Source organism: Bdellovibrio bacteriovorus (assembly GCF_001592745.1).
GTDB classification, from domain to species: Bacteria; Bdellovibrionota; Bdellovibrionia; order Bdellovibrionales; family Bdellovibrionaceae; genus Bdellovibrio; species Bdellovibrio bacteriovorus_B.
On record NZ_LUKD01000008.1, the window covers coordinates 369171 to 395954 of the forward strand.

Consider the following 26784-nt stretch of genomic DNA (forward strand, 5'->3'; position numbering starts at 1 on the left):
ATTTTTTATTTTTAAAGCTGCTGACTGATGCTTTCTTCTTTCACAATGTCTTTTTTCTTATTCGATTTCAAAGAAAGAAGTTCTTCCGGGAACGGTGTTCCCGATGTCGTGTTCAGAAGTCTTTGATAAAAGATATAATTTCTCATCACCAATTTGATGTAAGCGCGAGTTTCTTCGTAAGGAACTTCTTCGATAAATTCAACAGAGTCTTCGCGGAAGCGGGTTTTCAACCAGCCGCGGATCGCACTGTCATTGGCGTTGTAACCCGACACGGCCAAGATGAATTGATCGTCGTACTTTTTCATTAACGACTTTAATTCAAAAGCACCCAGCGGGATGTTGATCTCTGGTTTAAACAAGTCATTGGCTTCGGAATACTCTAACGAATTTCTTTTCGCCAATTGCTTCGCCACGCTTGGAAGAAGTTGCATTAGCCCGAAAGCATCGACCGAGCTGCGAGCTTCTGGATTAAAGGCAGACTCCTGACGGATGATCGCATAGATGAACGCCTGAGGCGTTCCGCTTTTATCAGAAGCTTGCGCGATGATGTCTGAGAACGGCTGCGGGAATAAAAGATCTGGATGATCGTTCAAGAGACGATCTTTCACAGAAGAATCCAATGCGCCAATCGCAGAGAAGAGTGGCAGGTAAAGGCCTGTGCGCGCATAGCCAGAAGAAATCGCAAGCCAAGTTTCCTCGGAAGTCACTTTCTTCTTTTTTAAATCCTCAACCGCGATGTTCAGAACTTTTTCGGCAAAAGGTTTTTCGTCGACAGAAATCAACCATTCCGTCGTTAAACGCATTTGTGGATCTAGCTCCGAAACGCCTAGAAGGCTTAAACCTTGAAGTTCTTTGTTGTCGATCTTAAGTGGCGTGAAGCTCTGTTTAAGTTCACGAACAGCTAAAACGCCGTAGTAACCTAGTGGATCTTCTTTAATCAAACCTTGAAGTTCGTTTTGAGCATCGGAATTTTTACCCAGCTTTTCTAAGGAACGAGCCAGCCAGAAACGGGCACGTGATTTGTCGGCAGGATCTTTCACGAGATCGCGCATTTGTTCAAAGCTTGTCTTCGCTTCTTCCCATTTTTCCAGCTTGTAGTAGTTCCAAGATTTCAACCACGCGATTTTATCGCGAAGGCCTGGTAAGCTGACCGGCTGTTGGTAGCTGGCCTCGAAGTATTCTAAAGCCTTTGTGAAGTTGCCTTTTTCTTCGTCAATACGTCCTTGAATGAAATAAACTTCATCCATTGGATAGATACCACGAAGCAGACGGTGAGTTTCGTTTAGAACTTTCACCGCTTGCGAAGTTTGATCTTCCGTCCAAAGTGTTTTAGCAAAAAGAACTTGGGCATCGTGGTAGCGGGCAATCGCACGACGATCTTTCTTGCTCTTTTGGAATTGTTTTTTAGACCAGTTCACAAGATCGGCTGTCGCGTTGATATAATCCGAACGCTGTTGCGCGACCTTGTAAGTCTGACGGATGTTTTTCAAAGTTTGAAAGTATTCATCCGGGCCCGTTTGTTCTGACGCCAAGATTTTTTTATAAGTCTTTAGCGCATGGTCGAACTCACGATGAAAGCGATAATCTGAAGCGACGTTGCTTAAATCTTTTTCTAAAGGAAGAGGATTTAGACGTGGAGAGTTTTTGTAAAGCGCAGTTTGAATCTGCTCGATGTCTTCTTTGGATTCAGACTTCTGAGCTGCAAGAAGAGCTTTCAAGTAAAATTCTTCTTTGTTCTTCTTGTTGTTATCAAGACGAGCTTTTTCAACATAAGCCGTCATGTCGTCGCGCAGATCCGATGTTTCTAATGCCTCTTTCAATTTGATATCGACTAAAAGATCACGATACCAGGGCACTGTACTTCCGGGAAGCTCCGCCAAGGCTTTGTCGTTCACACAGGTTTCGTAGGCGCGAAGCAACGCCAGATCATGAAGGGGAAAGTCGTTTTCTGAAGACAACGACTTAAAGCCCTCACAAGCCTCTTTAGGGGCCGTTGTCTTTTTAGCCATCGCCAAAGTATAGGTCTTCCACCAGCGAATATTATCTTCCTTAGCGCCGACTTCTAATTTTTCTAAATCAGAAACCGGAGCATTCTTCCATTTGCTAATGAAATTAGGAACGGGTGGAGTTAAGCGTTTGTCGATACGCGTGTCAAAACGCGATGTCGTAGCACAACCTAAGATGACGGAAAAAAATGAGAAGGCGAGAATTATTTTCGGCATAACCCGTTTAGGTTATGCCGAATTGTGGAATTTAACAACCCTGACTCAGACGAAATATCAGGTTATTTAACAAAACGCGCCGCTTAGATACGGCCCGTTTGAAGAGCTTGGATACGCACTTCTAGTGGAGGATGCGTCATGAACAATTTCGCAATTCCACCTTTGTCGCGATTTGAAATCATCAAAGTCGCAGTCTGACCTTCCTCTGGAGGAATTGGCAGATCATAAACTGAACGCAACTTTTGCAAAGCCGCAATCATATTTTCGCGAGAAGAATACTTCGCGCCACCCGCGTCCGCACGGAACTCACGGCGACGAGAGAAGTAATTTACGACGATAGATCCCAACAATGTGAACGCGATGTCGCCTAGGATTGTCACCGCAAAGCGAACGATCTCACGATAGCGCTCTTCCACGTTGGAAGCGACCAGGTTCGCCAAGATACGTGAGAAGAACATCGCAAAGGCATTCACGATACCTTGGATCAAAGTCATTGTGACCATGTCTCCGTTTGCGATATGCGCCACTTCGTGGGCCAGAACTCCATCAAGTTCTTTCTCGTTCATTCTTTGCAAAAGACCTGTAGAAACCGCAACTAGAGAGTTGGATTTAGATGGTCCTGTCGCAAACGCATTGATGTCGACAGATTCGTAGATACCGACTTCAGGCATTTTGGAAAGTTGCGCACGACGAGCAAAGTCGTGGACTTTATTTACCAAGGCGCGAAGTTCTGGATTTTGGTTGTTAGGCTCGATGATTTTTACACCATGGAACATTTTCGCCATCCACTTTGACATAAGCAAAGAGATGAAGGCGCCGCCCATACCCCAAACCAAACAGAACGCCATCAAGAATGGGATGTAAGAGTTAAGACCTGCAAGACCAAGGAATCGGCTCACAAGAGACCAAACGATTCCGATCGTCACCATGACAAGGACGTTTGTAAGAACAAATAAACCGATACGTTTTAAAAATGCCATTTATGCACTCCTTCTAGAGTCACCATTAATAATGATAACTCTAAAAGGAATGTCAATGCCATCACATCACGTCGTGACGGGTTGTTTTTGATTCTTTTGACCAGTGCCGTTAGGGGTGGTGCTAAAATGGAACTTCAAAATATCCTTTTCCAGTTCCACATTGACACGTCCACCGTCGACCAGGCGTCCAAAAAGTAATTCGTCGACCAAGGCTTTTTTCAGATGCTCATCCACGGCACGCGCTAAAGGACGGGCACCGTAAACTTTGTCGTAGCCTTTTTTCATTAGCCACTTAATTACTTCTTGAGAAACATTCAGTTCCACTTTTTTCTCGAGAAGAACCATTTTTAATTCGTCCACGAATTTTTGGGTGATCTTCGTGACCATGTCCTCGCTGAGATCACGGAAGGACACAACCGCGTCCAAACGATTGATAAACTCAGGAGAGAACGCTTTTTTAATGGCATCCATAGAAAGTGAACTGCGATTTTCTTCCACCATGCCGATCGTGCCGCGCGAAGTTTCTAAAGCTCCGGCATTTGAAGTCATAACAAGGATAACGTTTTTAAAGTCAGCAACACGTCCATTGCTGTCGGTGAGGCGACCGGCATCCATGACTTGCAAAAGAATGTTGGTCACGTCGGTATGAGCTTTTTCAATCTCATCCAGTAAGAAAACTCCATAAGGATTTTTCGTTACGGCCTCTGTTAAAAGACCGCCTTCTTCATAACCCACATATCCCGGAGGCGCACCGACTAGGCGAGCAACCGCATGCTTTTCCATATACTCAGACATATCAAAGCGCTCAAAGTGAACACCTAGAATCTGTGCAAGTTGACGGCACACTTCGGTTTTACCCACACCCGTAGGCCCGGTGAAAAGGAAGCTGCCAATAGGTTTATTAGGTCGCCCCAATCCGCTGCGAGAAAACTTGATACTTGAGACCAAGCGATCGATGGCTTCGTCTTGACCGAAGATCAAAGCTTTTAATTTTTTATCAAGATCACGCAACTGCGTTTTTTCACTCGAAGAAATACTTGCGATTGGAAGACCTGTCATCTTCGCGATGGTCTCTTCCACTTCAGGTGCATCGATCTTCACATCTTCAGCGTGTTCGAATTTTAAGCGGAAGTGAGCTCCCGCTTCATCCAAAACGTCGATGGCTTTATCTGGCAGAAGCTTTCCATGAATGTGCTTTTGCGATAACTCGACCGCCGCACGCAGAGCTTCTTCTGTGTATTGGACCTCATGAAATTCTTCATATGATTTACGAAGACCACGGAGGATTTTAACAGCATCTTCGTTGGAAGGTTCGTTGATATCAATTTTTTGGAAGCGTCTATTTAGCGCACGATCTTTTTCAAAGTACTGACGGTATTCCACGTGAGTGGTCGAGCCAATACAGCTGATATCGCCACTTGCTAGAGCGGGCTTTAACAAGTTTGAGGCATCCATAGAGCCTCCGCTTGTTGCACCGGCACCCACGATCGTGTGAATTTCGTCGATGAATAAAATCGCGCCTGGACGTTTTGCGATGTCTTTGACGACAGCTTTCAAGCGTCCTTCAAAATCCCCACGGAATTTCGTTCCCGCAAGCAATCCACCTAAATCTAAAGAGTAGATCACAGCGTTTTTAAGTTTTTCCGGAACATTTCCTTGCACGATTTTTTGTGCAAGTCCCTCGGCCACGGCCGTTTTACCAACACCGGGTTCGCCGATAAGCAGAGGATTGTTTTTCGTACGACGACACAAAACTTGAATCGTTCTTTCGATCACGTCTTCGCGACCAATCAATGGATCCAATTTTCCAAGCTTGGCTTTGTCGTTCAAGTTGACACAGAAACTTTCAAGCGGAGAGCTGCGACCTTCTTCATAAGATTCGCCTTGATATTCGCTTGAACGGGGAGCCGCAGAAGGAGGAATGTCGTGTTCCTTTCCATCTTTTGTGATCCCATGGGAAATATAATTAATGATGTCAAATTGAGTAAGACCTTGTCGCGCCAGAGCGAAAGTGGCGTGAGAATCTTGCTCGTAAAAAAGAGAAACAAGTAAGCTGCCTTCACTGATTTGATTGCGGCCAGCACTTTTCATTTGGATGGCAGCACGTTGAATCAGACGGTGGCAGGCAAGGGTGAACTCCGGAGTCCAAGAGTCAAATCCGCCGTATGATGACAACTGGTCATCGGTGATTTGAGGAATTCCTGATTTCAGATGATCGCGCAAGTCCTGACGAAGTTTTTGCACGTTGACGGCGCAAGCTTCAAGGATCTCAACCATCAAAGGAGATTCAGTTAGCACCAACAAGATGTGTTCTAATGTCACGAATTCGTGATGGTGGCGTTTGGCGAGTTCAGTTGCTTCGGCGAGCTTCCGCTCAAGTTCGCGGCTCATCATGCTTCCTCCTCCAGTGTACTTTTTAGGGGATACTGATTGAGTTGCGCGAATTGATTGACTTGCATCACCTTCATTTCCGCAATCTCCAAGGAGTAGACCCCGGCGACACCTGCACCCTTCTTATGTACATCTAACATGATTTGCGTCGCTTGCTCCTCTGTTTTCGCAAAAAAACGACGCAATACAAGAACCACAAAATCCATCGGCGTGTAATCATCATTAAGAAGAATTACTTTATACATCTTCGGAGTGTCTAGTTTTGGGACAAGCTGGACGCCAGCCTCTCCCTCCGGACTCGAGAATGGATAATTACTGCCGTTATTATTATTGTCGTTGTTTCCCATACTCATAAGTCTACTACCTCACGACTCAATTTGAGCACTCTTTAAGACTTGGCAAGTCGGGGGTCCTAATAAAGCTATTCGTTAGTCGAGACTAGCTCTGAAAATGATGATGCAAACTCATTGCAATTTATGCTGTCTGATTCGAGACAGTCACTTGCAATAAGCATTTAATTTTGACACACTTATGTGGGTAAGCAGAATTAAAGAACCATGGAGGTCTTAATGTTGTTCTCTTCTAAGAATTCTCAACGCGGTTTCTCGCTCGTTGAGTTGATGGTTGTGGTGGCAATCATCGGTATCCTCGCTGCAATCGCAGTTCCATCTGTAAATAAATATATGGCGAAAGCTCGTCAGTCTGAAGCTAAGACGAATTTGTCTTCATTGTATACGGCTGAGAAAGCTTTTTATTCTGAGTATAACACGTACGACAGCCGTTTCGCGGCGGTTGGTTATACGCCTGAGGGTTCGCTTCGTTATAATGTTGGGTTTTCTGCAACGGGCACAGTGGCTGGTATCGCGAATGGTTATAGTACGACTCCTGCCAATGAGTTTTACTCTGCTGGTGGTCCCGGAACCGCATATTGCGGAGCTGCGGGTGCGTTTCTACGTGGATGTACAATGTTGAATGGTGCAACAGGAGCTGCACCTCCAGCAATCGAAGATGGTATTTGCACAGTGAGTACGAGTGGAGTTGCCGCTGGATGTACTACTCGCGTTGACAACTTCCAAGCAGGAGCTGTAGCTGTTATCCAAACCTCAGCTCCGGTTCGTGAAGACCGTTGGGCTATCGACAGCTCAAAAGTTATCCGTAATACTCAGATTGGTATTCAATAGTTAATGAAGACTGCTGTTGAATCGACTATTGGTTTCAACTTTAAAATCCCCAGTATTTTACTGGGGATTTTTGCTTTAGCGGTCATTGTCTTTTCCCAGTTCTTCGCGGCAAGTTCGTTAAAAAAGGAACGCGCACTGATAGCGCCTCCGCCAAATCTTCAGCATTTTTCGTTTGGTTATAGTGAAGCAATGGCAGATCTTTTTTGGATTCGCGCGGTTCAAGATTTCGATTATTGTGATCAGCAAATCGCACAAAATGTATGTCGAAATAATTCATGGCTTTACAGCATGCTAGATACCATCACGAATCTAGCACCCAAATTTCGCATTCCCTATGCGGCAGGTGCGTTAGCATTGACCGTTATCATCACTGATGTTGACGGTGCGACAAAGATTTTTGAAAAAGGTGTTAAAGAATTTCCGAACGATTGGCGCATCTCTTACCGCGCAGCTTATCACTACCTGTATGAAGTGAAAGACAACAAGCGAGCGGCAGAATTATTAATTCAAGCGGGTAAAAACGGTGCTCCGCCTTGGGTTTTCACCTTGGCTGGCCGCCTTTACTCTGACTCTGGTAACATGGAACTTGCCGAAGCACTTCTACAAGAAATGAAGGACACTCAGCAAGATCCCACGCTGATAAAGCGTCTTCAGGACAAAATCGATTCCATGAAAGCCTCTTCTAAGTAAGAAGCAATGCGTCCAATGGCTTTTTAAGGCCGAACTCTCGCAGAAAATTCAAGCAGGCATTGACGGATCCTCATTCGTCACCATATTTTGATTTGCACAGCACATTCAATAATTTAGGACACGAAAAACGAAAATGGCTCAAAGAGACTACTACGAAATTTTAGGCGTTGCCCGTGAAGCAGACCAAGACACGATTAAAAAAGCTTATCGTAAATTGGCGATGCAATTCCATCCTGATAAAAATCCAGGCAACAAAGAAGCCGAAGATAAATTTAAAGAGGCTGCCGGAGCTTACGAAGTTCTCAGTGATCCAGATAAGCGCGCGAAATACGATCGCTTCGGTCACGACGCGTTCACAGGCCGTGGCGGTGGTGGAGCTGGCTTCACCGATGTGGAAGACATCTTCTCTCATTTCGGCGATATTTTCGGAGACTTCTTCGGTGGAGGCATGGGTGGACAACAACGCCAACGCCGCGACAGAAATTCACCACGCCGTGGTTCTGATTTAAGATACGTCACTGAAGTCACATTGAAAGATGTGATCACAGGTTTAGAAAAAGAAATCGAATTCGATACCGATAAAAACTGCGACGACTGCAAAGGCTCTGGCGCAGAAAAAGGTTCGCAAGTTACGACATGTACAATGTGCGGAGGCTCAGGCCAAGTCGTGCGCTCGCAAGGTTTCTTTGCAATGGCTTCGACATGTCCTCAGTGTCAGGGGCAAGGAACCACAATTAAAAATCCTTGTAAGTCCTGCAAAGGTAAAGGCCGCGTCGCTGAACATCGCAAGATCCGCTTAAACATCCCAGCCGGTGTCGACACAGGCACAAGACTGCGTGTAGCTACAGAAGGTGAGGGCGGCTACATGGGCGGCCCTCCAGGAGATTTATACGTAGAAATCCGCGTGAAGCCCCACAATCACTTCGAGCGTCGTGGTGATGACTTGGTCGCAGAGCTTTCGGTTCCGTACGTGCAAATGCTTCTTGGCGCAGAAATCGAAGTTCCAACGGTTACGTCAAAAGCGACAGTGGAAGTTCCAAAAGGCTCTCATCCAGGTGATACAGTGAAACTTCAAGGCGAAGGCCTACCATCATTGCGTGGAAATCGTCGCGGTGATATCTACTTCCACATTAATGTGCAACTTCCAGATAAGCTGAATAAAGACGAAGAAAAACTTCTTCGCGAAATCGCCAAAGCCCGCGGGCTGAAAGTCTCCCCAGAAGGCGGCGGATTTTTTGGACGCAAAAAATAGTACGGGACTTTCTGGTAGATTGTAAGTTGTAAACAAAAATTGATATAATATTTTGGACTCCGATGCCGATAAACTAATGTTTGTTAAGGCAAGGAGTTTATGTGTTCCGATTATTAATATCTTTAGTTGTTTTATCTATTGGATTTAGAGTTAATTCAGCCGTAGCATCTTCGTGTGAAGAAGATAAACAGAAGGCGATCGCCAAAGCGAAAAGCGAATGCGCTGGATCCGGTTGTTATCCTCAGGGGGATCCATGCTGGCAGTATGACGGGATAGTTTTTGAGAAAATTGCCGGCTCTCCAGTTAATGCCTACAGCATGGTATGTCTTGTTACTTTTAGCTACCAGAATGGAACGACGTTCACGTCTAGGTCGGGGAAAGGTGGAATTAGTGACTGCGAAAATTACTCCAAAGTACATGTCAAGCAGGCCTCCACTAACCAATATAATCCGAAACAAATTTGTGGCTCGATTGTCGGCGTTGAAAACCAAACCCTTGGAGAGAAAATTCCTCTAGTTGGTGCTAGTTTTTCTCTACATTACTCAACAGCCTTATCTAAAGGTCGCATTGGAGATTATATTGTAGAGTCTGAGGTTGCTGGGCCCGTACCACGTGACTATCTTACCTCTTTTAATTACGAAGTTTTTGATGGTAGCACGTCCATTTTAAATCAAACATTTATCAACACTCCCAACCAGACTTTCTCATTTACGTGGAATGGTCTTGATTTGAGTTCAAATCCAGTATTTGGACCAAAGAAGTTTAACATTAATAGAACTGAGATCTCACCTTCAGGCTCGGTCACCTATCCAGGTGAATTTACTCTCGGAAATTTCGATGCATATGAGATCGGATTGGGGGGCTGGCTTCCCTCTAACTATCACTTATATAGTCATTCTACCCAAAAGCTGTATTCTAGCGACGGCAGTGTGAGGGATGTTGTGGCACAAGCTTTCGGGGCACTACATTACGTAGCTGAGATCGATGGCAGCGTCGTCTATTTTTTCGATTCATCAGGCAGACAAGTCTCAATTAAGTCTGGGTTCCTAGGTTATACGATGTACGCATTCAACTACGACAGTCAGGGAAGATTAACTAGTGTCGTTGAGCCTTTTGGTAAAACGACAACATTCAACAGAAATCTCTTAGGTGAGTTGACTTCGATCACGGCTCCTAATGGTATTGTCACCGCCATCAATCTAGATTCAAATGGCTTTATTTCTTCCGTAACGAATCCAAACAGTGAGGTCTACAATCTCATTAACAATACTGCTGGCTTATTGATTTCATTTCAAAAGCCCGGTGGCCAAATAAATACCTTTTCGTATGATTTAAAAGGGAATCTCATCAAAGATACGCATTCAGGTGGATATTTTTTTGACCTTGTAAAGAGCCTGACACCGGCTTATCCCATTGACATCAGAGTGGTGTCTTCTATGGGGCGAGCGGTTCGTACCTACGGATCAGGAGATGGTAAGGAGGTAAATCGCATTGTATTACGTCCTGCTGGCGGTTCTGAGGAGTATAAATATTCGTCAACCGCAACAACTGCAGAAGAGACAATTGTTGACAGAGGAGTTCGACAATATACTACTTCCTCGCGCGATGCACGTTTTGGAGGGACTGCGAATCGCTTGGAGTCACTCGAGAAAACGTATCAGAATGGCGGCACTAAGAGGCTCGACAGAAGTTACAACATTTCACTTTCGAATCCTGCAGACCCTTTTTCAATCTCTAATTATTCTTCGACCCATGTGTTTGACTCGTCTATTGCATCTACGGTGACAACAAATTATGATCCTATCACTAAGCGTTTTACAAGTACGACTCAGTCTGGCAACAGCCATTATTTCGAAATTGATTCTTACGAGCGACCTACCCTAATTAAAGCGGGTACTCAAGAAAGTATCCTGTTTGCGTATACGAACGAAAAATTAAGTTCAGTAACCCAAGGGGGGCGAGTAACACAGCTTGCCTATAATACCGACGGTTATATTTCGTCAGTGACCAACGCCCTCAATGAAAGTACAGGCTTCATTTATGACAGCGCGGGAAGAGTGACGTCGCAAGTTTTGGCTGACAGTCGAGTTGTTGTTTTTGGCTATGATCTTAATGGAAGAGTGTCATCGATAACTCCCCCCGGTCGAAGTCCACACTATTTTAATATCAATCTGAACGAAATGCCATCATCATACAATCCTCCAGTATTGTCAGGAGTGACGAATGTCGATACAACCTATACCTATAATAATGATAAGCAACTGACACAAATTGTGAAGCCATCTGGAGTTACGGTAAATCTTAACTACAGTTCTTCAAATGGACGATTGCAATCCTACGTGACTAGCGAGGGTACATACGGTATCTCGATTGATAGTACGACTGGACTCCCTAGCTCCATTAGTGTTCCAAACGGTCAAAATGTTTCGATCTCTTATAATGGGACGAAGCCAGCTTCAGTTTGGAGTGACGATTCGATAGGCGGCTCCTATGTTTCTATCGGATACATACCTACTTATAGAAAAGGGGATCAACTTTATTCCGACGAGATTTACTTGGGTGGGACTCAAGAAAAAGTTTATTATACACATAATGCGGATCGAAAGTTAGAAACCGCAGGTTCATTGACATTGAACTATTCGACACCGAACGGATATCTTTCTGGAACATCTATTGGAGCTTCCCCCAATATTGTTACCGACACTCTGGGATATAGTTCTTTTGGTGAGCTGACGGCATATGATGCACAATATGGCGGAACTAGCTTATATTCATATACGTTAACGAGAGACGATCTAGGTCGAGTCTCATCTAAAACAGAAACGTTGGACGGAGTATCACAAACTTTTGAGTACGATTACGACAGTGTCGGTCGACTTATAGAGGTAAAGAAGAATTCCATTATTCAGTCTACTTATGGATACGACACGAATAATAATCGAGTTTCCGGAAATGTTGGTTCGCAGACGATCACGGCTAGTTACGATGCTCAAGATCGTATCACGTCTTATAATGTCTTTACTTATGTACATAACACCAACGGCGAAATGATTTCCAAAACCAATACTTTGACGGGAGAAACTACTACTTTCACATACGACTCATTTGGAAATACAAAAACCGTGACGCTACCGAATAGTGACGTCATATCTTATTACTACGATGGCTTATTTAGAAGAGTTGCAAAGAAGGTTAATTCCACGCTTATAAAGCGATGGGTGTACATGGATCAACTTCGGGTTGCTGCCGAGCTTGATGGCGCGGGAAATCTACAGAAACGGTTTGTATACGCATCAAAATCTAATGTTCCCGACTACATGGTAATGTCAGGTTCTTCTTACAGAATTGTATCCGACAGCTTAGGTTCACCTCGTCTTGTCGTAAAAGTTTCAGATGGTTCTGTGCTTCAGAAAGTTACCTACGATGAGTTCGGAAGAGTATTGAGTGACACCAATTCTGGTGCAATTCCGTTCAAGTTTGCTGGGGGGCTCTATGATGAAGATACTCATCTCATTCGATTCGGAGCGAGAGACTATGATCCTAGTATAGGCAGATGGTTGAGTAAGGATCCCATTTTATTCTTAGCAGGTGACTCAAACGTATTTGGCTACGTTGCTCAGGATCCTGTTAACTCCATAGATCCTAGTGGACTATACGAAATATGTACGACCCCGTTGGGCGGGTTCAGTAGCGAATTTGGTCCGGTATATCATCAATATTTATGTGCTAATGGCGTCTGTGGAGGACAAACGCGTAGTGGAAACGCGATAAGCAGCGCAGGAGTGGATTCGAATGATCCTGCGCCAGGCAGCACTGGAGTGAAATGTAAAGAAGGGCCCAAACATCGTCAAGGCTGTATGGATCAATGTGTTGCAGATGCTATTGGTGGTTCTCGACCTCAATATAGCGTGATAAACGTAGGTGGTGCAAACTGCCAAAAATGGGTCAGTGACACAGTCGAGAGGTGTTCGGCGCAATGCAATCGAAATTAAGTTCATTCAATATTATAAAAGCGGTCTGGTTGACGCTTAGTGTGGGTGTTGCCATTTTTGGATTGCTGGCGCAAGGGGATTCGAGTGTTGTTGCCAGCTATCTGATTTGGCTTCTAACGTTGCCATCCGGAATTGCAGTTTATTTCGGTGTATCATTTGCGCTGAGTTTTATCGCAAAAGAATCTTTGGGCTTTGGAGGCCTCTACGATTTTTCACTTACTCTTTTTACTTATTTGCTGGCGATTATATTTGGCTATTTTCAGTGGTTTATCGTCGTTCCCAAAGAAATATACAAGTTGAAGAAAAATAAAACGTCTCGCGCGTGGTTCATTGTTTATTTCATCTTGATTATTTTCAGTGTTTATCTTTTTCTCGGACACATTTTCCCATCTGTCGACTAAAGTTCGCTATTAAAAGCTATCGTAAAGCCGACAAGCGTCTTCAACTTGGATGTCCACCTCCACCGGAATATCCCGCATCAACCCACTCAAGCTCTTACACGGTCCAATATTCACAAACCTCGTAACACCATCATTCCTACAAATCGCCTGCACCGCTTGGTTCCAGTGAATCGGTTTGCAAATACTCAAAAGAAACTCTTCGCGAATCGCAACCGGATCAGAAATCGGCGTGGCACTAAAGCTTGAATACATCGGAATCGAAGGTCGACGAACCTTCACAGAATGAAAATCCTCTCGCACGCATTCCACATAAGGCAGAATGTAACGTGAGTGCGCGGGATACTCTAAGATCTTCATCGTATTCCATGACTTGTCCTTGGCGCGCTCTTCCACTTTTTCCAACTCTTGAAAACGACCGCCAATATTCAGGAATCGGGGAGTCAAACATGACACGTCCACGGCAATATCCGAGAACCATTGATAGTCTTCATCCGTAAAAACCTGACTCTTCGGAGCAAGAACGCCAATATTCCGTCCGATCTTGTCAATACCGTCAATTTTCTGAGTGAACTTGATATGGTTCACCACCGCATCTTCAAAGCTGTAGGCCTGTGCAAATACCGCGCGCGCGAGGTCTCCTAATGAGCAACCCATCACGAAATCGGGTGGCCCCTCTTTTTCCGCGAGCTCTTCGGCCACGGCAGTTTGAATACTGCAAATCGCAACGGCCGCAACACTGATGTTCTGAATAGAATAAATATCCTCCACGCTGCCTTCTAAAAAATCTAAAAAAGACATGCGTTGATGAAAATGGTCGCCGATGATTTCTTCGGCGTGATGCAGATATTTTTTTACGCGAGGACGTCCTAAATAGCGAAGCCGATCCGTGCGGCGAAGTAAGGCGTTGAGCCCTGGAAAAATATAAGCCTGCTTCATACGAGCTCCGCCTCATGCTTCCAAGAGCGAGCGGCATACAGGCCGCCTAAAACTTGCGAAGCAGCCCTTTCAAAACAGAGCTCTTCGGTTTGGCGGATCCACTTTAAGACCTCGGGCTTAATGAATCCACGGTCTTTTAGGCGCAAATGCACCATCTGCGTATGCTCGGCTTCGTCTCTTAGAATTTCGTCTAAGATAAAGGCAACATCCACGGAATGCGTGGTCTCACTTAACTGCGCATAGTGTTTAAAGACCCGCATCTCAAGCCCCAAGGCCCCAAAAAGATAGATTTCATCGGGATCAGAAAACTTTTTCATCACATGACTAAAGTAGGTCACCAGATATCTTTCCGTGGCCTTACGCATGCGCACTTCAAGAACTTTGTACTTTGCTTGCTGCAAGAGCTTGCGACGTCGCAGTAAAACGGTTTGTCTTAAAAGCTGCGCGTGCCTTTTTTCATCACCCACGTGTTCAACCATATCAGCCGGTAATGGAAGACCACGGCGCCTAAAGATTTCTTGCATATGATTTGCCGCAAGTTCCTCGCTATCACCTAAGGCGTAAATCCATAACGAAGTCGCTGCAGAATCCGCACTTAGCACATGACCCAGCTTTTCACTGGCGGTGACGCTCTCTTTGCGTACGCCGACATTGACATAAGCAGAAATCACATCGGTCATACGTAATACCATTTTATGGCACATCTCTTTTTCGATCGTCAGAAGTTGATTTAAGCAGAGCTTCTCAGCTTGGGGCAAAGTCTCCATCATCTTCTTTCCGAGCTGAATATGATTTTTTTCGTCAGCCAATACGGAAGTTAAAATGGAGCGGATGGTTTCCGAAGGCGTCGCCTTGATAAAACAAGAATATATCTGAAATGGGAACTGCTCGATCGTCAAAGCCCCATGCACGTAAGCATTGAAGCGCGACTTTGCTTGAATCAAGATGGGGTTTCCGAAATAGCCGACAGTGAAACTTTCCGCGATGTTTTGCAACTCCAAACGCAATTCTCGTTCGCGTGAATTACCGGCTTCAGGAAAAGGCCGGACCGCCCATAAGGCATCGCGATGCCGAAGTTCATCTTCGGCATGAGCTTTAATTTCTGAAATAAATTGGGGAGGAGTCGAAGCCGACACATTTCCCAGAATTTGTTTTGCCGCTAAATCCTCCATGTGACCTAACGCCGTTAAGAGCGCCGATTCCAAGCGAGGATCCTGGCAGACTAAAGACATTAACTTATGAATTGAATTATACAGTTGTTCTATTGATGTTCGCATGAAGTGGGATACTTATACGCCCATACAATTTTAACAATTCTAAAGAGCGAAGCCTGTTAAAATACGTTCAAGATATTAAGGACGACATAAATTAAATTTCTGACTTCGTTCCATCACTTTCTTTGCGATACCAGACCGGTTTGCACGTTCCATGATTCGTCCCCTCGTGCGAACATGCGGTGAGTCCCACAACCAAATCCATTTCCGCTCGAAATAACACGAAGTCACCGGTTTTTGCGACGGGTATTTCAATTTTCACTCGTCCTTTTTCATCCACAGTGACATTCATAAAAATATTGAACGTCGTTGAAATCTGATCTTCATGAATTCCAAATTCCGCAAGGTTCCTTGCCAGGTTTTCATGACAGCTCGGATGATAGTCCTCGTTGCCCGCGATAATCTGAAACATCCGAAGACTACAAGGAGTCATTAAAAAATCATGGCGACCACAGCTGTCTTCTAAGATCGTCAGCATCACATTGCTACGATTGGAATAAAGATGATGCCCCGAAGTCAGATAAATTGTATCGGCCCAATCGATAGAGCGACCTGCCGAAAGACTTTCCCAAAGATCGCGAGCATTAAAGCAAAAAAGATCCGACACTTGAAAATCATGCGGAGTCATAACACGCAAAAGTTCCCCTTTACGTAAAAGAAAGGCTGCTCCTGTTTGTGCAGGCATCACACAATAAGTTTGTTCTAAAGTATCAGACACGCGACAACGCCTTTTTCGCTAATCCCACAAGTCCTTTCGTGAAAGGACACTTCCAATCCGAAGAGTTCGCACGACCGGAAAACTGAATTGCTTCCCACACGTCGTTATGAAGTTCTGCCATCGGGTTGACGGAGCCTTGAAAACGCTCATCGCGCTGACGGTTTAACTTGATCATCGGCTGATAAAGGCCTTGCTCTTGAAGTTCGTGAAATTGACTGTACAAGTTAAAAACCAAAGCGGGATAAGGAAGGCGACGCGAAAGACGGCTGCTTAATGGATGCAGTCCTACAACAAAGTATGCGCTGCCGTCTAAACTAAAACAGAAATTCTTGTCTTCCGGATTGTCACTGAATGTCGGATCCCAATTGCCGGCGATATTGGGATGATTCCACATCGCCGAAAGCTCATTCCAAAGTTTCATTTCAAATTCTTCTTCGCTGTTGACTGAATCCTGCGGAAAAATCGCGAAGTAAGTGAGGTTCTGAATTTTTTGAGATCGCTGTTTTTCTTTAAATGCGATCAAGTTCGCCGCCAAGGTTCGAGCGCTCTCACCGCTGCCAAAGCTTGAGTACGTGTCGAAGATCAGTTCTTTTTTGAAAAGAGCTTGAACCGCAGCAATACAGGGATAATTTTTCTGAGAGATCAAATTATGAATGTCAGATTCAACCTGAGAAATGTCCATGGACTATGATTAGTCGAAAGGACTAGGTGCTACAACGGCGACACTCATGTGTTTTACCACTGATTGCGGACGGGAAATTTACTTCGCACGATCGGCAATCAAAAGAGCCATTCTTTTCCGATTTTAATTTTCAACTTGGAGTTATCGATTGTTTTGCAATTTAAATTGTTATTCTTTTTGCGCTGAAGACTTCACACGTTTCTTGATGGACTCAAACTCAGGGCTCTCTGGATGGGTTTGCGTTGATTTGCCGTTGTCATCACTGAGCTGTTCATCCTGCTCGGCCTCGCGCTTTTCCGCGCGAATCTCGGCTTGGGCCAATCCAAACATAAGCAGCGACGAAACCAGAACCGCTGCCATCTTGAAACTGAAGTGTGTCATAAGCTGGGCTCCTATCATAAGAGTTTGATTGATCGATAGAAGTAGGGTAACCGAATGAGGTAAAAATCTTATGAATATGGCATTTAAATTCTTTAATCCGGGTGCTGCAAAATCAGGCAGAAATTGAGGCCCCGGCGTTGAAGGGTTTGCGCCGAGGCCTTGAGGGGCTTCGTTTCCTGTTTTTTTAAGAGAGGAGCGAAGAGCCCATAATGCACGTCGCTGCTCCATAACACGAGTTAAATATCCGTAAGATATTGAAATTATTCGTTAAAAAAATGTCATAAAAAAGTAAGATGACGAGCTTGACGAATAGGAAGTCCGACCCACATTTAAAGAGCTATAAGCAGTTAATATTTAAGGAGAATTAGTATGGGTAAAATTATTGGTATCGACTTAGGAACGACGAACTCATGCGTCGCGATCATGGAGGGCGGCGAGCCTAAAGTGCTTGTGAATGAAGAGGGCGCTCGTACTACTCCTTCAGTTGTCGCTTACACTAAGGACGGCGATCGTTTGGTAGGTCAAATTGCTAAACGTCAAGCGGTGACGAATCCTGAAAACACAATCTATTCTGCAAAACGTTTCATCGGTCGCAGATTTGAAGAGATTCAAGAGGAAATCAAACTTGTTCCTTACACTGTGGTTGCTAAAGGCAACGACTGTGCTTTCAAAGTTCAAGGTAAACAGGTTTCCCCAGAGGAAATCGGTGCCGCAGTTCTAGCTAAATTGAAAAAAGTGGCTGAAGACTATCTTGGTGAACCGGTAACTGAAGCTGTAGTGACAGTTCCAGCTTACTTTAACGATGCGCAAAGACAGGCAACGAAAGATGCTGGTCGCATCGCAGGTCTTGAAATCAAACGTATCATCAACGAACCGACGGCCGCCGCTCTTGCGTACGGCATGGAAAGAAAGAAAGACGAAAAAATCGCTATCTACGACTTCGGTGGTGGTACATTCGATATTTCTATCTTGGAGGTTGGCGATGGAGTTGTGGAAGTTCGCGCTACTAATGGGGACACTCATTTGGGTGGCGATAACTTTGACACCGTAATCTTGGAATGGTTGATCTCTGAATTCAAAAAAGATCAGGCGATCGATCTTAAGAACGACAAAATGGCTTTGCAACGTTTGAAAGAAGCGGCAGAGAAAGCAAAAATCGAACTTTCTTCTGCGCAGGAAACTGAAATCAATCTTCCGTTCATCACGGCAGACCAATCAGGTCCTAAACATTTGCAAACTCGTTTGACTCGCGCAAAATTCGATCAAATGACAGAAGATCTAGTAAAACGCTCTATGGAGCCTTGCCGTAAAGCTTTGGCTGATGCAGGCATGAAAGCTTCCGAGATCGACGAAGTTGTTTTGGTGGGTGGATCGACTCGTATCCCATCTATCCAAAAAGCGGTGAAAGAGTTCTTCGGTAAAGAACCAAACCGCACTGTGAACCCTGACGAAGTGGTTGCAGTGGGTGCTGCGGTACAAGGGGGCGTTCTTGCTGGTGACGTGAAAGACGTTCTTCTTCTAGACGTAACTCCACTCAGCCTTGGTATCGAGACTTTGGGTGGCGTTATGACGACACTTATCGAAAGAAACTCAGCGATCCCTACGAAGAAATCTCAGGTGTTCTCGACGGCCGCTGACAATCAGCCAGCCGTAGACATCCATGTTCTTCAAGGTGAGCGTAAGATGGCGACAGATAACAAAACTTTGGGCCGCTTTGAGCTAGTTGGTATTCCACCAGCTCCACGTGGAGTTCCTCAAGTAGAGGTGACTTTTGATATCGACGCCAACGGTATCTTGCACGTAAGTGCGAAAGATATGTCTTCTGGTAAGACTCAACAGATCAAGATCACGGCGCAATCCGGTCTTTCTGAAGACGAGATCAAGCGTGCAGTGAACGATGCTGAAGGTCATGCTGAAGAAGATAAACGTAAAGCAGAAGCAGCAACTCAAAGAAACAACTTGGACAACTTGGTTTACCAAACTGAGAAGTTGATCAAGGATTCTGGTTCTCAATTGCCTGAAAGCGAAGTGAAAGCGGCTAACGACGCGATCGCAGAAGCGAAAAAGGTTCTAGAGAACAAAGGTGCGGAAGTGAGCGAGCTCAAAGCTCAGTTTGAAAAACTTCAAGCTGTGACTCACAAAATGACTTCTGAGCTTTATAAAAAGCAAGGAGCGCAACCAGGTGCTGACGGTTCTTCGGGTGATCAAAGCGGCGGCGAAGCCAAAGCTGAAGAGAAAAACGGCGACGACGTGATCGACGCTGACTACAAAGACGTCAACTAATCCTAGGCGTATCTAACATAAAAACTTTAAAGGCCTGTTCGAAAGAGCAGGCCTTTTTTATTTTAAAATTCAAGCTTTTAAATCTACTGAGGAAGAAGCGGCGTTTTTACGTAGCTGACACCATTGGATTCCGCAGGGGGCAAGTGACCCGCACGAATGTTTACCTGAAGGCTTGGAATCAAAAGCTTCGGCGCTGCTAAAGTCGAATCTCTTTGAGTGCGGAACTGCACAAAGTCTTTTTCGCTGACATGGCCTGCAAGTTGAATGTTCTTTTCTTTTTGTTCTGCAACGCTGGTTTGAAAGCGTAATTCGCGGCCTTGGGGTTGATAATCATGGCCTACAAAAATTCGAGTCGAATCAGGCAACGTATAAATTTTCTGAGTGATGGAATTATATAAGTTATGAGCACTTCCATTCGGGAAATCACAGCGACCCGTCCCTGAATCCGGCATAAACATCGCATCACCCGAGAATAAAGCATCCTCAATCAAATAAGAAACGCACGCAGGCGTGTGACCCGGTGTCGCCAAAGTTTTTATTTTTAATGATCCGGCCTCAAAGACCTGTCCATCTTTAAGCAATAAATCAAAATCTTTCCCTTCGGTATTTACATCTGTCAGGTTGAAGAGTGTCTTAAAAGTTTTTTGCACTTCAGTGATTTTCTCACTGATAGCAACCTTGATTCCCGGAAAGAAATTTTTAAAAAGTTGAGAGCTTGAAAGATGATCCGCATGAGCATGCGTCTCTAACACAAAGTGCGGCTTTAAGTTTTTTTCCTTTAAAAACTTCACCACAGGTTCCATGGCTTTAGTGGTCAGTTTTCCCGATGCCTGATCAAAATCCCACACAGGATCAATAACCACTGCATCCAAAGTCGTCGCATCAAATGCTACGTAGGTGAGCGTGAAAGTCCCTGGGTCAAAAAAATGTTGAATTTGCAAAGCCATGTGGTCCTCGATATTTGTGCAAAAGATATCTTTGCAAGAATATCCTTAGGATGATCTGATAGTGAAGAACTTTAAGCAGGGGATCCGACAATGACTGAAACTATCGCCTATGCCCTGGGTGGGGGCGCTTTGATTGGACTGGCCGTCTCTATCATGCTGGTCTTTAACGGTCGTGTGACCGGGATTAGCGGGATCACAAATAGTTTTTTGACCGCACAAGAAGGAAGACTGTGGCGAGGCGTCTTTATCATCGGGCTTTGGCTTGGCGGGTTCGTGATGGCAATGATCAATCCGGCCTTTTTCACAGTTCCTGAAACGCCACTGCCTTCAGTGTTAATTGCGGGCTTTCTTGTGGGATTCGGTACTGTGATGGGAAGTGGCTGTACCAGTGGGCATGGCATCTGTGGACTTTCACGATTGTCGCTGCGTTCTTTAGTCGCGACTGTGACGTTTATGCTTGCAGGAATTCTTGTCGCTACGGGTTTAAAACATTTCGGGGGAGTTTAAATGAAGCACAAATATCTTCAAGCCGTCGCTTCCTTCGTTGTTGGTTTTACTTTTGCCTTAGGTCTTTCCATCTCGGGAATGACTCAGCCTAGCAAGGTGTTGGGATTTTTGACTTGGGATGAAAACTGGGATCCGACTTTAATCTTCGTCATGCTGGGAGCCATTCCAGTACACGCTATTACTTATTATTTGGCTCGGAAAAGAAAGTCTCCACTTCTGGATTCAGAGTGGCATGTGCCAACGGCAACAAAGATCTCAAAAGAGCTTGTTATTGGAAGCGCGCTCTTTGGTGTGGGGTGGGGCCTTGCCGGTTACTGTCCTGGTCCGGCGCTGACCTCTGTCGGTTCTGGATCCCTACAGGCTGTTTACTTTGTCGGGGCCATGATAGCAGGAATGTTTGCTCATCAGTTGTTTAAAAAGTCTTTCTCGAAATAGAATTGCACCGATGTAAATTTTGATTTGCGCGCCGAAGTTCTGAGTCCAAGAATTTTTGCGCAGCAACTTTTTGTAATTATAAATTTGACCTCACTGCTTGAAGGTTTACGATGAAATATAAGCCTGAGGTGAGTATGCATAAAGATCTATATCCCGTCCCTCCAGAAACAGCGAAGAATGCCTGGATCAATGAAGCCAAGTACAAAGAGATGTACGAAAAATCCATCAAAGATCCTGAGGGCTTTTGGGCAAAAGAAGCCGAGCGCTTGGATTGGTTTAAAAAATGGGACAAGGTCAAAGAAACTAGCTTCAAAAAACCTGTCAGCATTAAGTGGTTTCAAGGCGGAAAACTCAACGTGTCGTACAACTGCATCGACCGCCATTTAAAGACCAAAGCCGACAAAGTCGCATTTATCTGGGAAGCAGACAATCCACAAACTCCCTCAAAAAAAATCACGTACAAAGAACTTCATCAAGAGGTCTGCCGTTTTGCGAACATCTTAAAAAAGATGGGAGTAAAAAAAGGCGATGTCGTGACGATCTATCTTCCGATGATTCCCGAGGCGGCCTATGCGATGCTTGCGTGTACGCGCATTGGTGCTGTGCACTCGGTGATTTTCGCAGGCTTTGCGCCTGACTCTATCGCGGATCGTATTATCGATGGACAATCGAAATTTGTTGTCACGGCAGATGCGGGCTTCCGCGGCAGTAAGTCGATCGCGCTTAAAGAAAATATTGATAAGGCACTCGTCAGAGCACCTGTCGAGAAAGTTTTAGTCGTTAAATACGCACAGACGGATATTCAGATGCAGGCTGGCCGCGATATTTGGTATCACGACGAAGTGAAGTCGGCGAGCGATCAATGTCCTCCTGAACAAATGGATGCCGAAGATCCATTATTCATTCTTTATACTTCGGGATCTACGGGAAAACCAAAAGGCGTCTTACATACGACGGGGGGCTACTTGTTATGGGCAAGTATGACTCATCAGTATGTTTTTGATTATCATGACGGGGATATTTACTGGTGTTCTGCCGACATCGGTTGGGTGACAGGACACAGTTACATGATCTATGGCCCCTTGGCCAATGCGGCAACGTCGTTGATCTTCGAAGGTGTTCCAAATTATCCAACGCCTTCACGTTTCTGGGAAGTCGTCGACAAACATCAAGTCTCTATTTTCTATACGTCGCCAACGGCATTGCGATCTCTTATGCGGGAAGGAGAGACTTTCGTTAAATCCAGCTCTCGCAAGTCCTTACGAATTCTAGGCACTGTCGGAGAGCCCATCAACCCCGAAGCGTGGGCATGGTACTTCGAAGTGGTCGGTGATGGTCGTTGTCCGATTGTGGATACGTGGTGGCAAACTGAAACGGGCGGACATATGATCACGCCATTGCCTGGTGCTATCGCGATGAAACCGGGTTCGGCGACACTGCCATTCTTCGGAGTTCAGCCAAAACTTTTAACTGTTGAAGGAAAAGAAATCACTGAGGTTGAAGGCGAAGGCGTGTTAGTGATCGCTGATTCTTGGCCTGGTCAGATGCGTTCGGTGTATCGCAATCATGACCGGTTTGAAGAGACGTATTTTTCAACCTATCCCGGATACTATTTTTCAGGAGATGGATGTCGTCGAGACAAGGACGGATACTATTGGATCACCGGCCGTGTGGATGACGTTATCAATGTATCAGGTCACCGTATTGGGACGGCGGAAATCGAATCGGCCTTGGTTGCGAATCATCGCGTGGCAGAGGCGGCCGTGGTGGGATATCCGCATGAAATCAAGGGCCAAGGGATTTATGCCTTTGTGACTCTTAAAACCGGAGAAACGCCGAGTGAGGATATTCGCAAAGAGTTGATTCAAACGGTGCGCAAGGAAATCGGGCCCATCGCTACACCGGATCTGATTCAATGGGCTTTCCGTCTGCCTAAAACTCGTTCCGGTAAGATCATGCGCAGAATCCTTCGTAAAATCGCAGAGAACCAGCCAGATCAATTGGGAGATACGAGCACTCTTTCTGACCCAAGTGTCGTCCAAGAACTGGTAGACAACCGTATGAATCGGTGATAGTTTTCTGCCCTGCATAAACGAGGATAATCTATGAAAACAACACAATGGATGACTTTGATTTTGATGGTTCTTGTTGCCGCTTTCAGCCGCTTGATTCCGCACCCTTGGAATTTCACGGCGATCGGTGCCATGGCTCTTTTTGGTGGGACTTACTTCCCGTCAAAAAAACTATCGATGGTGATTCCACTGGCGGCTTTGTTCGTAAGTGACCTGGTTTTGGGTTTCCACGCAACAATGCTTTATGTTTACGTAGGATTTTTAGCGGTTGTTTTATTGGGATGGACTATGCGCGAAGGGAAGACCTTCACTCGTGTTGGGACTATGTCTTTGGTCACAAGCGCGGTCTTTTTCCTGATCTCTAACTTCGGTGTTTGGATGATGGAAGGTCTATACCCAAAAACAGCTCAAGGCCTTGTTTCATGTTACGTTGCGGGCATTCCTTTCTTCGGAAATCAAATCCTTGGCGATCTGTTCTTTACGGCGGTTCTTTTCGGTGGTTATGAAGCTATCAAAAAATTCGCTCCTGATTTCGCAGTTAAAGCTTCTGCTTAGTTTTAAAATGATCCACAAGCTCACATTGATCCTGTGAGTTTGTGGAGGATTCAATCTTCCTCGATTCCCCACCAGAAATATTTACGGTTTCCGTCTCGTTTTTCTTGCTAACTTCATTCGGATATTGCATGCCGGCCGCATTTACGGGTAAAAGTCCCTATGGCTTTTGACTCTCACGGATTCACTAAAAAACAATTGGGTTTGCATCGTCCTATCTTGGACGGCAAAGTGAACTTTCCACTGTGCTTGGCACCCATGGTGGGTCTTACGCACGTGGCTTTGCGTGAAGTGATTCGTGAGTACATGCCTGCGGATGCTTTTACGATCTGGCCGACAGAGATGTTAAACTCTCGCCGCATTCCCAATGAAAATCTTGTGACGACGCCAGAAACGATGCGTGCGCCTCACGAAACGGGGCTTGTTCCACAAATCTTAGGCAATGAAGAAGTTCCCATCATGGAGAGTGTGAAGCGCTTGATCGAGTGGGGAGCCGAAGCCATTGATATCAACATGGGTTGTCCCGTGCAAAAAGCGTTGAAGCACAACTATGGCGTCGCCTTAATGGGTGATCCATCTTATGCCGCAGAAGTCGTTCGCATGACCGTCAAAAATGCGACAGTTCCTGTTAGCGTAAAGTTGCGTGCCGTCGGGAGCACTAAAGAATTTGACGAGCTTCTTTCGTTCGTATCAGGGCTTCGTAATTCCGGAGCTGCGTGGGTGTGTTTACATCCTCGAACAGCGGCTCAAAAACGTCGTGGCTCTGCGGATTGGGAGCAAATCAAACAACTTCATAAAGCTGTCGACTTTCCTGTGATCGGTAATGGTGACATCCAAACTGCCGAGGACGCGAAAGCAATGCTTGCAGAAACGGGCTGCGATATGGCGATGGCAGGTCGAGGTTTGGCGGCACGCCCCTGGATGATGTGGCAGCTTGGTGAAGACTTGGGCTTTGCTTCTCCCGCAGGTAAAGAGGGCATGAAAGCTCCTCGCACTTCGGAAGAAGAAGGCGCTGAATACGGAAAATGTCTTTTAAAATTGATACATCTAAGCCGACAGTATTTTGGTGATGACTTAGCCATGCGCAAGGTGCGTTTCTTTGTTCGTACGACCAGCGTGTGGCTGTTATTCGGTAATGCGCTTGTCGGAGTGTGTGCGAAAGCTCGCAATGTCGACGAAATGATTGAGGGTGTGCAGAAGTTTTTCGAGGGCCCCGTTGAAATGAGCCCTCGCACAGAATTGCGCCAATAAATTAAGGAAAGCGTGGTGGTACCGGTGGGTTCGGTGGTCTGATCGGTTCCTGACCGTAAGCCGAAAGATTCACACGGTAGTTCTTATCTGAAGTCCACACTAACAATGTGCCGCTTGCTGGGCCAGCGAAAGTATTCCAGTAAGTTACAAAAATCTGACAAGATTTACCTGGTTTTAAAACCGTCGGACAGTTGTCTTGGGCACTAAAACCCATGCCTTTAATGTCCCACACGATTTTGGTGATATCTTGATCGCCCGTGTTTTTAAGCTGCAAGCTGCCACGAGCTGTTCCGTTGTAAGGAGCAGAACCCAAACCCATGTAAATCACTTCCGTTCCGCCCACAGGATTGATTTCTTCTGCGTGAGCAGATGAGACCGCCAGTGTCGTCAGAAAAGCGAACAACAAAGCCTTCATTATTTTCCTCCCAGCATGGAATCAAGTTTACCTTCTTCATCCAAGGCTTTCAGATCTGTGTAACCACCGACCAATTTGCCGTCGATAAGAATGATAGGAACTGTTCTCCATCCTGTTTCATTTTTGATGCGATCGATTTCTTCTTGTTTGCCCGTAAGATCCACAACATCGTAATCGATGCCTTTGCCATTCAAAAAATTGATAGCGCGGTCACAATAGGGACAAGGGTCTTTTTTATAAATAACTACTTTAGCCATAATTCTTTTTGACATACGGGTGCAGGGGAGACAAGGATTCTTCCTGTCATGCAGTGCTTACTTTGTCAGTCACCAAACTCAAATGCTTTTAAAGTGGTAAAGAAGCCCGAACGCAATTATTACCACTGCGAAGACTGCGATTTTATTTTCATGAACCCCGCAGAGCGTCTGAGTCTTGAGGAAGAAAAGCAACGTTATGACCTTCATCAAAATCAAGAAAGTGCGGGCTACTTAGCGTTCTTTGACCCGCTCATCAAAGGTGTTACAGATCACTTCAAAGCCGCTGGTGTAGAGAGTTTGGAACTTACGAGTTTGGATTATGGCTGTGGTCCGACGGCGACATTGAGCAAGCTTCTAAACGCGCAAGGGTTTGAAACTTCCGATTATGACGCTTTTTATTTTCCAGACACCGAAAGTCTGAAGCGCACTTATCATCTAATTACAAGCACTGAAGTGTGGGAACATCTTCACAATCCCAAAGTGGAAATCGAGCGCATGTTAAGCCTCCTCAAACCCGGGGGGATATTGGCAATCATGACTTCCGCTCACAAAGGCGAAGCGGCCTTCCATGACTGGCATTATCGACGTGATCTTACTCATGTCGGATTCTTCTCAGAAAGAAGCATGAATTGGATCGCGGAGCGATTCCGTTTGCATGTTGTGAAGATGAAAAGTCCCTACTTCATTTTTCAAAAAATGTTCTGAAGCGAACAAAAACATCGGATCGCATAGGTCTCGCTGTGAGAATCGTTTGTTCGAATCTTGATTGAGCCTCCAGATACTCCGAAGAGTTACTTGGAGTTGATCTGGCTTTTACAAATTTTTTATTTATTCTGCTCGTTTCGTTAAATTCTTTTGCTATCTCTAGTAGCGAGAGCCTTCTGCTTTCGGTCGCCTGTAAGAAGAAACCCGAGTGTGCCACCACTTACAAAGATCCCATTGAAAAAATAAAACTGACCTGTGAG

The 26784-nt window shown here is 45.3% G+C and carries 24 protein-coding genes; 12 read left to right on the forward strand and 12 right to left on the reverse strand.

The annotated features are described in order from the left end of the window. Positions 1-11: 11 nt before the first annotated feature. The 4 genes from AZI87_RS16345 to clpS form a co-directional block, all read right to left on the reverse strand. Complete coding sequence (locus tag AZI87_RS16345) at positions 12-2222, reverse strand: lytic transglycosylase domain-containing protein (protein WP_063209228.1); 2211 nt, start codon at positions 2220-2222, stop codon at positions 12-14. 83 nt (positions 2223-2305) lie between these two features. Then, positions 2306-3202 (reverse strand): protease HtpX, encoded by an 897-nt coding sequence (gene htpX, locus AZI87_RS16350; protein WP_063209230.1) that lies wholly within the window; start codon positions 3200-3202, stop codon positions 2306-2308. Positions 3203-3268: 66 nt separating this feature from the next. Beyond that, entirely contained in the window at positions 3269-5596 is a 2328-nt protein-coding gene (gene clpA / locus AZI87_RS16355; protein ID WP_063209232.1) for an ATP-dependent Clp protease ATP-binding subunit ClpA, read from the reverse strand. Beyond that, positions 5593-5946 carry an ATP-dependent Clp protease adapter ClpS gene (gene clpS / locus AZI87_RS16360; RefSeq protein ID WP_253720845.1) on the reverse strand — a complete coding sequence of 118 codons (354 nt, stop codon included), beginning with the start codon at positions 5944-5946 and terminating at the stop codon, positions 5593-5595. The genes clpA and clpS overlap by 4 nt, the downstream gene beginning before the upstream one ends. A gap of 216 nt (positions 5947-6162) precedes the next feature. Between clpS and AZI87_RS18380 the strand changes: the two genes are divergently transcribed. The 5 genes from AZI87_RS18380 to AZI87_RS16385 all read left to right on the forward strand — a co-directional run bounded on the left by AZI87_RS18380 (position 6163) and on the right by AZI87_RS16385 (position 13109). Then, positions 6163-6774 (forward strand): type IV pilin protein, encoded by a 612-nt coding sequence (locus tag AZI87_RS18380; protein ID WP_063209234.1) that lies wholly within the window; start codon positions 6163-6165, stop codon positions 6772-6774. A 3-nt stretch (positions 6775-6777) separates the two neighbouring features. Beyond that, complete coding sequence (locus AZI87_RS16370; protein WP_253696940.1) at positions 6778-7464, forward strand: hypothetical protein; 687 nt, start codon at positions 6778-6780, stop codon at positions 7462-7464. Between the two features lie 133 nt (positions 7465-7597). Continuing rightward, positions 7598-8716: a molecular chaperone DnaJ gene (gene dnaJ, locus AZI87_RS16375; RefSeq protein WP_063209236.1), complete on the forward strand. Its 1119-nt coding sequence runs from the start codon at positions 7598-7600 to the stop codon at positions 8714-8716. A gap of 101 nt (positions 8717-8817) precedes the next feature. Then, entirely contained in the window at positions 8818-12708 is a 3891-nt protein-coding gene (locus AZI87_RS16380) for an RHS repeat domain-containing protein (RefSeq protein ID WP_063209238.1), read from the forward strand. Next, positions 12693-13109 (forward strand): hypothetical protein, encoded by a 417-nt coding sequence (locus tag AZI87_RS16385; protein WP_063209240.1) that lies wholly within the window; start codon positions 12693-12695, stop codon positions 13107-13109. The genes AZI87_RS16380 and AZI87_RS16385 overlap by 16 nt, the downstream gene beginning before the upstream one ends. A 9-nt stretch (positions 13110-13118) precedes the next feature. Here AZI87_RS16385 and AZI87_RS16390 read toward each other — a convergent pair whose 3' ends face one another. The 5 genes from AZI87_RS16390 to AZI87_RS16410 form a co-directional block, all read right to left on the reverse strand. Further along, the gene (locus tag AZI87_RS16390; RefSeq protein WP_063209242.1) at positions 13119-14045 is read right to left on the reverse strand and encodes an ACP S-malonyltransferase; all 927 of its coding nucleotides are present in this window, start codon (positions 14043-14045) and stop codon (positions 13119-13121) included. Continuing rightward, complete coding sequence (locus AZI87_RS16395; RefSeq protein WP_063209244.1) at positions 14042-15277, reverse strand: ferritin-like domain-containing protein; 1236 nt, start codon at positions 15275-15277, stop codon at positions 14042-14044. The genes AZI87_RS16390 and AZI87_RS16395 overlap by 4 nt, the downstream gene beginning before the upstream one ends. A gap of 136 nt (positions 15278-15413) precedes the next feature. Continuing rightward, on the reverse strand, positions 15414-16037 hold the full coding sequence (locus tag AZI87_RS16400; RefSeq protein WP_253696941.1) for a DUF1989 domain-containing protein: 624 nt from the start codon (positions 16035-16037) through the stop codon (positions 15414-15416). Next, entirely contained in the window at positions 16030-16719 is a 690-nt protein-coding gene (gntA, locus tag AZI87_RS16405) for a guanitoxin biosynthesis heme-dependent pre-guanitoxin N-hydroxylase GntA (RefSeq protein WP_063209246.1), read from the reverse strand. Before gntA ends, AZI87_RS16400 begins: the two co-directional genes overlap by 8 nt. A 168-nt stretch (positions 16720-16887) precedes the next feature. After that, the gene (locus tag AZI87_RS16410; protein WP_063209248.1) at positions 16888-17100 is read right to left on the reverse strand and encodes a hypothetical protein; all 213 of its coding nucleotides are present in this window, start codon (positions 17098-17100) and stop codon (positions 16888-16890) included. A 369-nt stretch (positions 17101-17469) separates the two neighbouring features. Between AZI87_RS16410 and dnaK the strand changes: the two genes are divergently transcribed. Continuing rightward, a complete protein-coding gene (gene dnaK / locus AZI87_RS16415; protein ID WP_063209250.1) occupies positions 17470-19383 on the forward strand; it encodes a molecular chaperone DnaK in 1914 nt (637 codons plus the stop codon). 83 nt (positions 19384-19466) lie between these two features. On the opposite strand, the gene AZI87_RS16420 is transcribed toward dnaK, so the two are convergent. After that, positions 19467-20330, reverse strand: a complete 864-nt coding sequence (locus tag AZI87_RS16420) for an MBL fold metallo-hydrolase (RefSeq protein WP_063209252.1) — start codon at positions 20328-20330, stop codon at positions 19467-19469. A 90-nt stretch (positions 20331-20420) separates the two neighbouring features. On the opposite strand from AZI87_RS16420, the gene AZI87_RS16425 reads away from it, so the two are divergent. The 5 genes from AZI87_RS16425 to AZI87_RS16445 all read left to right on the forward strand — a co-directional run bounded on the left by AZI87_RS16425 (position 20421) and on the right by AZI87_RS16445 (position 25147). Next, the gene (locus AZI87_RS16425; RefSeq protein ID WP_063209254.1) at positions 20421-20837 is read left to right on the forward strand and encodes a YeeE/YedE family protein; all 417 of its coding nucleotides are present in this window, start codon (positions 20421-20423) and stop codon (positions 20835-20837) included. Then, a complete protein-coding gene (locus tag AZI87_RS16430; RefSeq protein ID WP_063209256.1) occupies positions 20838-21272 on the forward strand; it encodes a YeeE/YedE family protein in 435 nt (144 codons plus the stop codon). It abuts the gene before it with no gap. 134 nt (positions 21273-21406) lie between these two features. After that, complete coding sequence (gene acs, locus AZI87_RS16435; RefSeq protein ID WP_063209634.1) at positions 21407-23344, forward strand: acetate--CoA ligase; 1938 nt, start codon at positions 21407-21409, stop codon at positions 23342-23344. A gap of 33 nt (positions 23345-23377) precedes the next feature. Continuing rightward, positions 23378-23899 (forward strand): DUF6580 family putative transport protein, encoded by a 522-nt coding sequence (locus tag AZI87_RS16440; protein ID WP_063209258.1) that lies wholly within the window; start codon positions 23378-23380, stop codon positions 23897-23899. A 159-nt stretch (positions 23900-24058) separates the two neighbouring features. Next, entirely contained in the window at positions 24059-25147 is a 1089-nt protein-coding gene (locus AZI87_RS16445; protein ID WP_063209260.1) for a tRNA-dihydrouridine synthase family protein, read from the forward strand. A gap of 1 nt (position 25148) precedes the next feature. Here the strand turns inward: AZI87_RS16445 and AZI87_RS16450 are convergent, their stop codons facing one another. Beyond that, positions 25149-25562, reverse strand: coding sequence for an Ig-like domain-containing protein (locus tag AZI87_RS16450; RefSeq protein ID WP_063209262.1), 414 nt, complete (start codon positions 25560-25562; stop codon positions 25149-25151). Further along, positions 25562-25819 (reverse strand): glutaredoxin domain-containing protein, encoded by a 258-nt coding sequence (locus AZI87_RS16455; protein WP_253696942.1) that lies wholly within the window; start codon positions 25817-25819, stop codon positions 25562-25564. The genes AZI87_RS16450 and AZI87_RS16455 overlap by 1 nt, the downstream gene beginning before the upstream one ends. Before the next feature lie 48 nt (positions 25820-25867). Between AZI87_RS16455 and AZI87_RS16460 the strand changes: the two genes are divergently transcribed. After that, positions 25868-26524: a class I SAM-dependent methyltransferase gene (locus tag AZI87_RS16460; RefSeq protein ID WP_063209266.1), complete on the forward strand. Its 657-nt coding sequence runs from the start codon at positions 25868-25870 to the stop codon at positions 26522-26524. Positions 26525-26784 lie beyond the last annotated feature (260 nt).